14 protein-coding genes are annotated in these 12276 nt (G+C 70.9%); 9 read left to right on the forward strand and 5 right to left on the reverse strand.

Going from position 1 to position 12276, the window contains the following annotated elements:
* The first annotated feature begins 66 nt into the window (after window positions 1-66).
* From ACULK4_RS05110 to menC, 4 genes are all read left to right on the forward strand, one after another.
* Window positions 67-456, forward strand: a complete 390-nt coding sequence (locus ACULK4_RS05110) for a hypothetical protein (protein ID WP_445965733.1) — start codon at window positions 67-69, stop codon at window positions 454-456.
* Entirely contained in the window at window positions 449-2062 is a 1614-nt protein-coding gene (locus ACULK4_RS05115; RefSeq protein ID WP_445965732.1) for a helix-turn-helix transcriptional regulator, read from the forward strand. The genes ACULK4_RS05110 and ACULK4_RS05115 overlap by 8 nt, the downstream gene beginning before the upstream one ends.
* A gap of 119 nt (window positions 2063-2181) precedes the next feature.
* Complete coding sequence (locus ACULK4_RS05120) at window positions 2182-3309, forward strand: SAM-dependent methyltransferase (protein ID WP_445965731.1); 1128 nt, start codon at window positions 2182-2184, stop codon at window positions 3307-3309.
* A 131-nt stretch (window positions 3310-3440) separates the two neighbouring features.
* A complete protein-coding gene (gene menC / locus ACULK4_RS05125; RefSeq protein ID WP_445965730.1) occupies window positions 3441-4733 on the forward strand; it encodes an o-succinylbenzoate synthase in 1293 nt (430 codons plus the stop codon).
* Here menC and ACULK4_RS05130 read toward each other — a convergent pair.
* From ACULK4_RS05130 to trxA, 4 genes are read right to left on the reverse strand one after another with little or no spacing between them, the layout of a single operon-like run.
* Window positions 4720-5385, reverse strand: coding sequence for a DUF2238 domain-containing protein (locus ACULK4_RS05130; protein WP_445965729.1), 666 nt, complete (start codon window positions 5383-5385; stop codon window positions 4720-4722). The genes menC and ACULK4_RS05130 overlap by 14 nt on opposite strands.
* Window positions 5385-6290: an endonuclease/exonuclease/phosphatase family protein gene (locus ACULK4_RS05135; RefSeq protein WP_445965728.1), complete on the reverse strand. Its 906-nt coding sequence runs from the start codon at window positions 6288-6290 to the stop codon at window positions 5385-5387. The genes ACULK4_RS05130 and ACULK4_RS05135 overlap by 1 nt, the downstream gene beginning before the upstream one ends.
* 22 nt (window positions 6291-6312) lie before the next feature.
* Window positions 6313-6588 carry a YgaP family membrane protein gene (locus ACULK4_RS05140; RefSeq protein ID WP_445965727.1) on the reverse strand — a complete coding sequence of 92 codons (276 nt, stop codon included), beginning with the start codon at window positions 6586-6588 and terminating at the stop codon, window positions 6313-6315.
* Complete coding sequence (gene trxA / locus ACULK4_RS05145; RefSeq protein ID WP_445965726.1) at window positions 6585-6965, reverse strand: thioredoxin; 381 nt, start codon at window positions 6963-6965, stop codon at window positions 6585-6587. The genes ACULK4_RS05140 and trxA overlap by 4 nt, the downstream gene beginning before the upstream one ends.
* A gap of 43 nt (window positions 6966-7008) precedes the next feature.
* Between trxA and ACULK4_RS05150 the strand changes: the two genes are divergently transcribed.
* The 4 genes from ACULK4_RS05150 to ACULK4_RS05165 all read left to right on the forward strand — a co-directional run bounded on the left by ACULK4_RS05150 (window position 7009) and on the right by ACULK4_RS05165 (window position 10660).
* Window positions 7009-7425, forward strand: a complete 417-nt coding sequence (locus tag ACULK4_RS05150; RefSeq protein ID WP_445965725.1) for a rhodanese-like domain-containing protein — start codon at window positions 7009-7011, stop codon at window positions 7423-7425.
* 148 nt (window positions 7426-7573) lie between these two features.
* A complete protein-coding gene (locus tag ACULK4_RS05155; protein WP_445965724.1) occupies window positions 7574-8470 on the forward strand; it encodes a cupin domain-containing protein in 897 nt (298 codons plus the stop codon).
* Window positions 8467-9174, forward strand: a complete 708-nt coding sequence (locus ACULK4_RS05160) for an SDR family NAD(P)-dependent oxidoreductase (protein WP_445965723.1) — start codon at window positions 8467-8469, stop codon at window positions 9172-9174. The genes ACULK4_RS05155 and ACULK4_RS05160 overlap by 4 nt, the downstream gene beginning before the upstream one ends.
* 40 nt (window positions 9175-9214) lie before the next feature.
* Window positions 9215-10660, forward strand: coding sequence for an amidohydrolase family protein (locus ACULK4_RS05165; protein WP_445965722.1), 1446 nt, complete (start codon window positions 9215-9217; stop codon window positions 10658-10660).
* A gap of 47 nt (window positions 10661-10707) precedes the next feature.
* Here ACULK4_RS05165 and ACULK4_RS05170 read toward each other — a convergent pair whose 3' ends face one another.
* Window positions 10708-11160, reverse strand: a complete 453-nt coding sequence (locus ACULK4_RS05170; protein ID WP_445965721.1) for a VOC family protein — start codon at window positions 11158-11160, stop codon at window positions 10708-10710.
* 314 nt (window positions 11161-11474) lie between these two features.
* Between ACULK4_RS05170 and ACULK4_RS05175 the strand changes: the two genes are divergently transcribed.
* Window positions 11475-12254 carry an SDR family NAD(P)-dependent oxidoreductase gene (locus tag ACULK4_RS05175; protein ID WP_445965720.1) on the forward strand — a complete coding sequence of 260 codons (780 nt, stop codon included), beginning with the start codon at window positions 11475-11477 and terminating at the stop codon, window positions 12252-12254.
* Window positions 12255-12276: the final 22 nt, after the last annotated feature.

A 12276-nucleotide genomic window follows, 5' to 3' on the forward strand; every position in this document is an offset into this window, starting at 1 on the left:
TCTGCCTCGCGAGAATGCATGAATCACGCGATGAACACGCCGCCCCGGCCCGTCTACGGTTCGAGGATGGATATCGCAACTCTCGCCGGGACAGCGTCGACCGCTCTCTTCGCGGTGGCGAATCTGCCGATGATCGCGAAGGCGATCCGCACCCAGGACATGACGTCGTACAGCTTCACCGCGCTGCTCGTCGGCAACGCGGCCAACGTGATCCACACGGTCTACGTGGCGTCCCTTCCGATCGGACCGATCTGGGTGCTGCATGGGTTCTACCTCGTCACCATGGCGGTCATGATCGCGCTCTACGTCCGGCACGGCTGCATCCGCGCCGCGGCGCGCGCCCGGAAGGCGGCGCGAGGACTGCGATCGCGGCGTCCGCGCTGGATCGGGCGGGACGGCGCCGTGCCCGTCTCTGACGGCAGGCACGGTCCGGCGCTAGCATGCAGGCATGCCTGAGGCGCGTGCGGGGCTCGACGAATCCCGGAGTGCCTACGCCCGGCGGGATTGGCGGGCGGCGGCCGCCGGATTCGAGGTCGCGCACGTCGACGCGCCGCTCGGGTCCGACGATCTCGTCAGATGGAGTCGCAGCGAGTGGTGGCTCGGGCGCACCGCGCCCGCGATCGCACTCTCCGAGCAGGCATTCGCCGCGTTCCGTGACGCGGGGCGTGCCGAGGATGCCGCGGAGACGGCGCTGCGGATCTCACTGCTTCACGTGACCGGGGCCGACGTCACGCTCGCGATGGCGTGGATGCGTCGGGCGCAGTCCCTCCTGCGTGACCTGCCCGACGGCGTGCAGCACGCCTACCTCACGTACCTGGAAGCGTGGGCCGGGATGCCGAACGGCATCACGCCGTGGCCGGCCGAGAGCGTCGAGCGGCTCCGCGATCTCGCACAGCGGCTGCCGGACCCGGCGGTCGCGACGCTGAGCCTGTTCGTCTCGGGGATGGCCGACGTGCGTGCGGGTGATGTCGCGGGCGGGTTCGCGAAGCTCGACGAGGCGATGCTGGGCGTGCTCGCGGAGGAGATCGAGCCCGAGTGGGGAGGGGACGTCTTCTGCACGACGATCCACACGTGCCACGAACTGGCCGATCACCGCCGGATGGCGGATTGGACGCGAGCGACGGAGGAGTGGTGTCGACGCTTCGGCAGCGATGCCATCTACGTGGGCGTCTGCCGGATCCACCGGCTCGAACTCCGTTCCGCGGCGGGGGATTGGGACGACGTCGAAGACGCGCTCACCGAGGTGTGCGGCAACCTCGCTCCGACCGATCCCTGGATGGCTGGCGCGGGCTGGTACCAACTGGGCGAGCTGCGCCGCCTGCGCGGCGATGGCGGCGGTGCCCGTGCGGCGTACGGTCTCGCGCGCGAAGTGGGCATCGACCCGGTGCCCGGCGAGGCCCTGCTGGAGCTGCAGGACGGCGAGCCGTCGCGCGCCTGGCACCTCATCACCACCGCGCTGGACGCCGGTGACCGACTCGCCAGGGCTCGCCTGTTGCGCGCCGCCGTGGAGATCGCCCTGGCGATCGGGCGAACCGATTCGGCCGCCGCCTACCGTGACGAGCTGCGCACGTTGGCGGATGATTTCGCAAGCCCGGGGTTCCGGGCATGGGCCGATCACGCCGACGGGATGCTGGCGCTGGCCGATGGCGATCCGCACACCGCGATCACGGCGCTGCAGGCGGCACTCGCATACTTCCGCAGGCACGGTCTCCGTTGCGAGCACGCGCGCGTGCTCGCGTGGCTCGCCGCCGCGTACGACCGGACCGGCGACCCGGCGCAGGCTGCGCATCTTCGGGCCGAGGCGTCCGCGATCTTCGAGCGCATGGGCGCCCTCGCCGATCTCGAGGTGGCACGACGCAGCGCCGTCGATGCGGGGCCGCTCACGCCCCGCGAGCGCGAGGTGCTCGAGCAGGTCGCGCGCGGTGCGGCCAACCGCGAGATCGCCGAGCGGCTCGTCATCAGTGAGAAGACCGTCGGCCGCCACCTCGCGAACATCTACCTGAAGATCGGCGTGGGTTCGCGGACCGCGGCCGCGGCGTGGTGGCGCGACCGGAGCCGGTGAGACAGGGCCTGCATCGAATGATGCAGGCGCCGGGCACGGATTGCACGGTTCACCCGACGCGGCGACACTTCCCCGATCCGTAGCGTCGGGGTCATCCACCGACCGAAGGGACCATCCCGATGTCCGACACCGCAGTGCTCACCCGCTCCGAACCCACCGTCGGCGGCGCCGCTGCCGGAACGACCGCCGACGAGTTCTCGGAGCGCATGGTCGCGTCCGCCCTCGGCTGGCTCGAGACCATGTCGATCCACCTCGGCACGCAGCTCGGCTGGTACGACGCCCTCGTCGCCGAGGGTCCGCTGACGCCCGTGGAGCTCGCGCGGCACACCTCCACCGCACCGCGGTATGCGCGCGAGTGGCTCGAGCAGCAGGCCGCGAGCGGCATCCTCGAGGTCGCCGGCGCGGTCGACGTGCCGGGCGACGCCCGCAGCTATGCGCTGCCGGCGGGACCGGCCGAGGTGCTCGCCGACCGTTCGAGCCTCGCGTACACGGGCCCCCTGGCCCGCATGCTCGCTGCCGCGGGCGCCCAGATGCCTGCGCTCGTCGAGGCGTACCGCACGGGTGGCGGCGTGAGCTGGGAGCAGCTCGGCGTGCACGCCCGCGAGGCGCAGGGCGACATGAACCGCCCGTGGCTCGAGGCGGCACCCGACGTGTTCGCGCGGCACCCGCACGTGCACGAGCGGCTCGCCCGGCCCGGCGCCCGCATCGCCGACGTCGGCATGGGCGAGGGCTGGTCGTCGATCGCGATCGCGAAGGCCTATCCCGACGCGCAGGTCGACGGCTTCGATGTCGACGGGCCGTCGGTCGAGGCCGCGCGCGCACACGCCGAGGCGGCGGGCGTCGCCGACCGGGTGCGATTCCACCACGCGGATGCCGCCGAGCTCGCCGAGCACGGACCGTACGACGCCGTCGTCGCGTTCGAGTGCGTGCACGACATGCCGAACCCCCAGTCCGTGCTCGCGGCGATGCGCGCCGCGACCGGTGACGACGGGGTCGTCGTCATCATGGACGAGTCGGTCGGCGAGGAGTTCACGCCGGACACCGACGGCCTCGACCGCCTGATGTACGGCTACAGCCTGTTCATCTGCCTGCCCGACGGGCTCGCGCACCGCCCGAGCGCCGGAACCGGCACCGTCATGCGCCCGTCCACGCTGCGGCACTACGCCGCCGAGGCGGGCTTCGCCGACGCGCGCGTGCTGGAGGACGGGTTCGGGTTCTGGCGCTTCTACGAGCTCACCCGCGCCTGACCCGCCTCACGCCGGCCCCCGAGGAGTCGCGTCTTTACGGTCGCGCCGTGCAGGCGCGACTTCTCGGTTCCCGGCGCGCGCGGCGACCTGCGACAGACTGGGGGACAGCGGCCGACGAGCAGGAGACGACGATGACGACGACCACGCCCCGCATCGAGGCCATCGAGCTGCACCGGATCGAGGTGCCGCTCGTGCGTCCGTTCGAGACCTCCTTCGGGCGCGAGACCGCCCGCGAGGTGCTCCTCGTGCACGTGCGCACCGACCGCGGCGACGGGTGGGGCGAGTGCGTCGCCGGTCGCGACCCGTTCTACTCGGGGGAGTACGTCGACGGCGCGGCATCCGTCATCGAGCGCTACCTGGCGCCGGCGCTGCTGCGCGACCGACGGCCGCACGTCGCCGACGACGGGCACGTCTCCGGCGTGCTCATCGACGACCCGGCGCACTCCGCGGGGATCTGGGTCGACGACCGCGAGCAGCACGTCGACGATCCGGCAGCGGATGCCACGGCCGGGGGTGCTGCGGCGTCGATCGCGAGCGTCCCGCTCGCGGCATCCGTCGCCCCAGCCCTCGCGTTCGTCGCGGGCCACCGCATGGCCAAGGGCGCGCTCGAGGCGGCCGTGCTCGACGCCGAGCTGCGCGCGCAGGGACGGTCGATGGGGGAGTGCTTCGGCGCCGTGCGCGAGTGGGTCGACTGCGGCGTCTCGGTCGGGATCGCCCCGACGATCGAGGAGCTGCTCGACGAGGTCACCGGCTACCTCGAGGAGGGCTACCGCCGCATCAAGCTGAAGATCAAGCCCGGCTGGGATCTCGTGCCGGTCGCCGCGGTGCGCGAGCTGATCGGCCGCGACGCCCTGCTGCAGGTCGACGCGAACACCGCGTACACGGCCGACGACATCCCGCTCCTCGCGAGCCTCGACCCGTTCGAGCTGCTGCTCATCGAGCAGCCGTTCGCCGAGGAGGATCTCGCCACGCACGTCCGGCTGGCGCAGGCGTGCGACACGCCGGTGTGCCTCGACGAGTCCATCCTCGACGTCACCACCGCGGTCGACGCGATCGAGCGCGCCGCGACGAGCATCGTCAACATCAAGCCCGGGCGCATGGGCGGCTACCTCGAGGCGCTGCGCGTGCACGACGCGTGCCGCGCGCTCGACGTGCCCGTGTGGTGCGGCGGCATGCTCGAGACCGGCGTCGGCCGCGCGGCGAACGTCGCGCTCGCGGCGCTGCCCGGGTTCACGCTGCCCGGCGACACGTCGGCGTCGGCGCGCTACTTCGCCGAGGACCTCACCGAGCCCTTCGTCCTCGGCACGGGCGAGCACCGCGGGCAGCTGAGGGTCCCGGATGCCGCGGGTACGGGCGTCACGGTGCGCGACGAACTCGTGCGCGACTGGGCGGCGCGCACGCCGGTGGCGATCAGGCGCGGCTGATGTCGGCTTCCGGGCCGGATTCCGATTCGCGGCCGGGCTCGGTCGCGTGGTTCGGGCCGGCTGCGGCATCCCGCTGCGGCCGGGCCGCCAGGATCGGCATCGCGAGGCCCGCGAACAGCGAGCCCGCGCCGCCCCAGAGCAGGTCGCCGATCGAGTCGGTATAGCCGACGTAGATGTCGCTGTCGATGAAGGTCTTGCCGAACCACTCGAACATCTCCCAGAAGACGCCGAACGACAGCCCCAATGCGGTCGTGACGATGGCCGTCGACGCCAGCGGGCGGGGGAGCGTGTCGGCGTCCGCGACGATGCGGAAGTGCACCAGCAGCAGGTAGCCGATCGCGGCGACGAGCCCGTTCAGGAGCAGGTGCACGGGCAGGTCCCACCACTTCACGGTGACGTAGAGGTCGGTGACGCTGCTCCACACCGCGATGAGCGTGACGACGCCGAAGGCGATGTCGAACCCCGGTCGCACGCGAAGCGCGCGGGGAACCACCATCCCGCCGGTGGCGAACGCGAGGCTCACGCCCCCCAGCGGGCCCCAGCCGATCGCGGCGATGGGGATGCACAGGGCGCCGATGAGCCGGAGGACGTCGGCGGCGATCTCCGCCGGACCGTTCGCCCGGCGGCGGATGCCCTCCCAGAGCTCGCGCATCAGGTCTCCTCGTGGTCGTGGTCGTGGTCGTGGTCGTGGGCGTGGTCGTGGTCGTGGGCGGCGGCCGGCGGCCTGACGACCGCCTGCACGGGTTCGTGATCGGATGCCGCGCGCCCGTCGAACCGCGTGGCGTTGATGCCGACCCGCGCGACCTCGACGCCCCGCCCGACGAGGACGAAGTCGATGCGCGGGCCGCCGCGGCGCAGTCGGCGGTACCCGGAATAGGTGCCCCACTGCGGCGTGACCTGCTCGGCGGCCGCCTCCCACGCATCGCGCAGCATGCCGTCGGCGGTGAGGCTGCGGTGGACCGCGGAGCGCTCGTTCGCGTTGAAGTCGCCCGTGACGACGATGGCCGCCTCGGGATCGGCGGCGTGCGAGGCCTCGACGAGCTCCACGATGAGGCGCGCGGACTGGAGGCGCGACCGCCAGGACAGGTGGTCGAGGTGGGTGTTGTACGCGACGATGCGGGCGCCGGTCGCCCGGTCGGTGAATCCGGCGGAGACGAGGATGCGGCGCGTGACGTTGCCCCAGGAGCGCGTGCGCGACCCGAGCTGGTCGGGCGTCGCGGAGAGCGCCCGCTGGCGCCAGGCGGTCAGGTCGAGGCGGTCGGCGTCGTAGAAGATCGGGCAGCGTTCCCCGCGGCCGGAGGGGTCGCGGCCCATCCCCACCCACCGGTATCCGGGGCCCAGGCCCTCGGCGATGACGTGCACCTGGTCGGAGAGGGCCTCCTGCACGCCGAGGATCGTCGGCTGCTCGGAGGCGAGGATGCGCTGCACGAGCGCTCGACGCGTCGCCCACCGATCGGGGCTGGACGGGCGGGTGCCGGGAACGCGGCGACGGATGTTGAATGACATGACGTGCACGTCGGGCGCCGTCACCGGTCCGATGGTCGCCGCGTCCGTCATGCGCCCAGCGTACGCGCCGTGGTCAGTGCTGGAGTTGCTGTCGCGCCTCGGGGTAGCCGAGCGTGTTGGGCTCGGACTCGGCCGGCGTGCGCCCGAGCAGGCTCGTCGGGCACCATCCGGTGATCGCGCCGATCGCGACGATCGCGGCGGACCCCCCGGCGAGGATCGCGAAGACGGGCGTGTCGAGATTGTTGAGCGCGAAGGCGCCGAGGAAGACGGCGATGACGGCGCGGATGCCGCGCTCGCCGCGGCCCACCGCGCATGACCGCGCCCCGAGCGAGCGGACGAGGCGGCTCACGCCTGCTGGGCCTGCGCGGCCTGCTGCTCGGTGAGCTGGCGGCGGACGTCGTCCATGTCGAGGGCCTTGGCGCCCTCGATGACCTGCTCGAGCTGCGCGGCGTTCAGCGCGCCGGGCTGGGCGAAGACGATGATGCCCTGCCGGAACACGACGAGCGTGGGGATCGAGGTGATGCGGAAGCCCGCGGCGAGCGCCTGCTCCGCCTCGGTGTCGACCTTGCCGAAGACGACGTCGGTGTGCTGCTCGGAAGCGCGCTCGAAGATGGGCCCGAACATGCGGCACGGGCCGCACCATTCGGCCCAGAAGTCGAGCAGCACGATGTCGTTGTCCTTGATGGTGGACTCGATGGTGTCGTGGGTGATGTTCACGGAAGCCATGCCGTCAGTCTATCAGACGATACCCCTGGGGTATTATGGAGCCATGCAGACCTCGTTCCTCCGCCCCTCGGGCCGTCCCGCCACCCGTCCGATCCGCCGCGCCCGCGGCATCCGCGCCGCCCTCGTCGCCGCCACCGGCGCCGCCGCGCTCGCCCTCACGGGCTGCGCCTCCGCCGAGCCGATCGAACTCGACTCCGACACCGTCGTCGTCGACGTGCGCACGCCCGGCGAGTACGCCGCCGGGCACCTCGACGGCGCCGTCAACCTCGACCTCACGTCCGGCCAGCTGGCCGCGGAGGTTCCCGCGCTCGACCCCGAGGACGAGTACGTCGTGTACTGCAAGTCCGGCAACCGTTCCGCGCAGGCCACGCAGATCATGGAGCAGGCCGGACTCGAGGTGACCGACGCGGGCTCGATGCAGCAGGCGGCGGATGCCACGGGGCTGCCGATCGTGCAGTGACACTGCGCACCTGACTCGGGGCGGCGTTCGGGGGATTCCCCGATCGTCGCCCTGCGAGTGTGTGGGATGACCCTTGACAATGTCCATGCAAGCGGATGGACTGTTCACCAGAACTGAACGCCGTTGTTCAGCCCGGTGGAGGCAGCCCATGAACGCTCGCTACGTCGTCCGTCGATCCGACTCGTCCGCATACGAGATCCCGGAGGGTCTCGCGCCGGGCTCGAACGGGCTGACGCGATGGTGCGCCGTCGGCTACGACGACGGCGCGGCGCACACGGACTTCGGAATCTCGAGGCTGGCCCCCGGCGGGTCCGTGCCCGCGCACCTGCACTCGTTCGAGGAGTCGTTCCACCTGCTCGAGGGGGAGGTGGTCCTCGCGACCCCCGAAGCCACGGTGCACCTGGTCGCGGGCGACTACGGCGTCATCCCGGTCGGCGTCCCCCACGCGTGGCGCTCGGTCGGCGACGAGGACGCGGTCTGGGCCGACATCCTCACCCCGCCCCCGCGGAAGCGCTACGGATCGGACACGTTCGGCGTCCCGGAACTGCCGGAACGCGACCCGATCCGAGTCGACCCGCGCGATCCCCGGACGCGGTCCTTCGGCGCCATCACGAGCGAGCAGATGGACCCGGGTCGCCAGTCGCAGGCGCTGCTCGCGCAGTCCGCGAGCATGCGCACCGCGCTGCTCGTCTACAGCGGGATCTCCCTGAAGATGATGGTCGATTCCGACCTCGGCTCGGTGCTGTCGACCATGTTCATGGTGCAGTACGAGCCCGACGGCAGGGCAGGACCCCACGACCATCCGCTCGAAGAGGCGTACCTGATCCTCGACGGCGAGGTGGACGCCACGTTCGACGGGGAGTCGATCCGCCTCGGGCCCGGCGACATCGCCTGGGCGGGCGTGGGCTGCATCCACTCCTTCGAGGCGACCGGCGCACCCGTCCGCTGGCTCGAGACGCAGTCGCCCCAGATGCCCGCGAGGCACGCGTACCGATTCGTCCGCGACTGGTCCTACCTCGCGGAGCAACTCGAGGAGCAGGCATGAGCGAGCGCACGATCGTCGTGGTGGGCGGCACCTCGGGCATCGGGCTCGAGGTCGCGAAGCAGATCGTCGCCGCAGGCGACCGCGTGGTCCTGACGGGACGCGACCTCGATCGAGCGCGCCGCGTTGCGGCATCCATCGGCGATCGCGCGGCCGGCGCCGCGGTCGACCTCTCGGACCCCGAGGGCATCCCCAACGGTTTGCGCAAGGTGGGGCAGGTCCACGGACTGGTCCTCGCCGCGATCGAACGCGACGCCAACACCGTGCGCGAGTACGACGTCGCCCGCGCGACCCGGCTCGTCACGCTGAAGCTCGTCGGGTACACGGAGACCGTGCACACGCTCCTCGACCGGATGGACGAGACCGTGGAAACCGGCATCGTGCTCTTCGGCGGGCGCGCGAAGGACGCGCCGTATCCGGGCTCGACGACCGTCTCGACCATCAACGGCGGCATCGAGGGCCTCGTGCGCACGCTCGCCCTCGAGCTCGCGCCGATGCGGGTGAACGGCCTGCACCCGGGGATCGTCGGCGACAGCCCGTTCTGGGCGGGCAAGCCCGAGGGCGTGCTGTCCGCGTACGAGTCGAGGACGCCCGGCGGCGCCCTCGCGACGATGGCCGACATCGTGGGCGCCACGATGTTCCTGCTCGCCAACCGCGGCGTCTCCGGCATCAATCTCTGCGTCGACCGCGGCTGGCGAATCACCTGACCCGGCGACGCTGCATCGGATCACTCAACGAGGAGGAACCATGACCGACGCATCCGCACGACCCCGCCCCGAGGAGTTCGCCTCCGGCCGGCCCGTCGTCTTCCGCAACGCGACGGTGATCACCGTCGATTCGCAGGGCGTGCTCGAGAACGCCGACGTGCTCATCGACGGGGATACCATCACCGGGGTCGGCCCGAAGCTCGAGGTGCCGGAGGGCACCCTCGAGATCGACGCCTCGGGCGGCATCGTCATGCCCGGCATGATCGACACGCACCGCCACATGTGGCAGACGGCCCTCCGCGGCTACGGAGGCGACTGGGCGCTGAGCCAGTACTTCGTGTTCTACTACCTGACCTGGGGCGAGGTCTTCCGTCCGGAGGACATCTACGCGGGCAACCTGCTCAGCGCACTCGAGTCGATCGACCAGGGCGTCACGACCACGCTCGACTGGTCGCACGCACTCCGCACCCCCGAGTACGGGGAGGCGGCCCTGCAGGCGTTCCGCGAGATCCCCGGGCGGTTCGTGCTCGCCTACGGCAACTACCTCGGCGCGCCGTGGGAATGGGCGAACAGCCCCGAGTTCCGGAAGTTCGTCACCGACCACTTCAACGCGCCCGACGACATGCTCGGGCTCCAACTCGCGTTCGACGTCCCGGCCAGCGACGAATTCCCCGAAGCGGATGCGTTCAGGGCGGCCCGCGAGCTCGACCTGCGGGTCACGACGCACGCCGGGGTCTGGGGCGCCACCACCGACCAGAGCATCTCGAGCATGTACGACGGAGGGTGGATGACCGACAAGGTCACCTACGTCCACGCCGCATCGCTCGGCCCGGAGAGCTACCAGAAGATCGCGGCCACCGGCGGCACGGTGTCGGTCTCCACCGAGAGCGAGCAGAGCGCGGGGCAGGGGTACCCGTCCACGTGGGAGATCCGCAAGTACGGCATCCCCGCGTCGCTGTCGATGGACACGAGCGTGTGGTGGAGCGCCGACTTCTTCTCGGCGATGCGGGCCACGCTCAGTGCGTTCCGCTCACGCGACCACCTCGAGGCGCAGTCCAAGGGCGACACCGTCAACGTCAATCGACTCCGCGCCGAGGACGTGGTGTGGCAGGCCACGATGGGCGGTGCGACGACGCTCGGCATGACCGACAGGCTCGGATCGCTGACCGTCGGGAAGAAGGCCGACGTGGTGCTCATCAAGAACGACGAGTCGCCCGCCATGACCCCGATCCTCAACCCCTACGCCCACGTCGTCTACCAGGCCGGCACGGCCGACGTGCACACCGTCGTGGTGAACGGCAAGGTGGTGAAGTACGACGGCAAGCGGATCGACCTGCCGCTCGCGCCCGTTCGCGACAAGGTCGCGGCATCCGTCGAGCACGTGCGCAGCAGCCTCGGCGAGCAGGCGTGGGACGAGTGGATGCACCCGCAGATCCCCGAGGACGAGCAGATCGCGAATCCGTACCAGTACACCGAGGACGAGTGAGCGCTGGAGCCGGCTCGCGGGCGTACGCCGCCCGCGAGCCGGCTCACTCATGACTCCTTCGGATACTGCCAGATCTCGAGCTGGATCCCGTCGGGGTCGCGCAGGTACGCCCACTGCGATCCCGCCAGGTCGCCGTCGGTGAGCGTGACGGGAGGACCGTTGAACACGGCGCCCTTGCCGATGAGATCGTCGTACGCCGACTGCATGTCGTCGACGATGAAGCAGATGTGCGAGGAACCGACGTCGCCGTTGGCGCGGTCCCAGTCCCTGCCCTCGGGATGGTGGTACTCGAGGAACTCGATGTTGACGTTCCCGACGCGGATCATCGAGAACGACAGCTCGGCGCCCTCGACCTGCACGCCGCGTTCGAGCTCGGGTCCCGAGCCGTGGTTGACGGGCCCGGGCTCGAAGCCGAACATCCGCGAGTACCACTCGAACGATCGCTTCATGTCGCGGACGGTGATGCCGACGTGGTGGACGCCGTTGACCGTGAATGCCATTTCCACTCCCTCGTGTCGTGCCCGGATGATGCGCCGAGACGAGCGCTTCACTGAACGGATTGCACTCAGACTCAACACCACATCGCCTGATCCTGCAAGGCCCCGGGCCGGACGCGGCAGCGCGGTGAATGCGCGCGAAACCGCACGTTTCCGGTCATCGAACGTGCCTCGATGCGGCCACGAAGGGGTCGTCGCGCACTGCGGCCTGTTCACTTGATTTGACCCAACAGAAGGGTCTAAGTTCAGTTATAGTGAACACATGGCGATGACGCCGTCCGGCCCCGGCCGGATGTGGGAAGCAAGGGAGCATCCAGATGACCCGACGTCTCGAGGGCCGCACGATCATCGTGACCGGCGGCGCATCCGGCATCGGCGCGGCGCTGGCGACCGGATTCGCGGCGGAGGGCGCGAACGCGGTCATCGCCGACCTCAACCTCGATGCGGCCGAGTCGCTCGCCGGTGAGATCGCGGCGTCGGGAGGCACGGCGAGCGCGGTGCGGGTCGACGTCACCGATCGCGAGGCGGTGCGGGGCGGCATCGCGCACGCCGTGGAGCGCTACGGCCGGCTCGACGCCTACTTCAACAACGCCGGGATGAACTCGCCCATGAAGTTCCTCGACATCACGGAGTCGAACTTCGAGCTGGTCATGCGGGTGAACGCACTCGGGGTCCTCATCGGCACCCAGGAGGCGGCGAGGCGGTTCATCGCCCAGGGCGGCGGTGGCAAGGTGGTCAACACCGCCTCCATCGCCGGTCGTCAGGGCTTCTCGAGCTTCGCGCCGTACAGCGCGGCCAAGGCCGCCGTCATCTCCCTGACGCAGGCGGGTGCGCGGGCACTCGCCGAGCACGGCATCACGGTGAACGGATTCGCGCCCGGCGTCGTCGCCACGCCGCTGTGGACGAAGCTCGACAGGGAGCTCGAGGAGATCGGCGAGGGCCAGAACGGGTTCGACTCCATGTCGAGCGGCATCCTGCTCGGCCGTCCCGCCGACCCGACCGACATCGTGCCGACCGGCGTCTTCCTGGCCGCGGCCGACTCGGACTACATCACCGGGCAGATCATCCCCATCGAAGGCGGCATGATCCTCGTCTAGCGAGGTCGGCCCTACACCGAGA

Source organism: Agromyces selenitireducens, from assembly GCF_052748465.2.